The sequence below is a fragment of the Vibrio sp. 1978 genome (genome assembly GCF_033344345.1).
In genome coordinates, this window is record NZ_JAWPOP010000625.1 from 1 (window position 1) to 630 (window position 630).

1 pseudogene is annotated in these 630 nt (G+C 49.0%); it reads left to right on the forward strand.

The features are described from left to right. Positions 1-108: 108 nt before the first annotated feature. Positions 109-630 (forward strand): annotated as a pseudogene (locus R8N49_RS28205) (copper transporter); the annotation flags it as partial.

Consider the following 630-nt stretch of genomic DNA (forward strand, 5'->3'; position numbering starts at 1 on the left):
TTGGCGATAAAAAAGCACGTCATCCGTTTGGCAAACACCAACGCTCTCCCGCTCGGTTCAATCGTTCCCGAAACGCAAAAGAGCTTGGTATCAATTTGGATGTAAATTATGGAATTCAACCCAAATCGCTTAGTGGCACCAGTATGCTCACTGGCTCTGGTTGCCCTACCAGCTTTCAATGTGGTGGCACAATCGCCAGCCAATACGAAAGCACAACAAGAAGCGCAAGCTCAGTCAATCCAAGCCCAATCAACCAATGAGCTAGCAAACCTCATTAGCATTGCCTTGAGCAACGATGGCAACCGCAAGCAATTCTATGCTCAATCGGAAGCGATGCGTGAAACAGGCGTAGCCAGCGCAACCTTGATGGACCCGAAACTGAAAGTCGGTTTTGGTGGTTTGCCTGTCGATAGCTTCAAATTTGACGAAGATCCGATGACCAATACCTCCGTCGGTTTGCTGCACCAGTTCGAACGTGGCTCGACGCTCGATCTTCAACAAAAGAAAGCCAATCAACAAGCCGATGGTTTGTCTCTGCAAGTTCACGCACGGGAGCTTGAAGTGGCAAACAGCATGACTCAGCTTTGGTTGGAGCTGGGCTATCAGCAGAAGGCAGAGCAAATTTTGCTA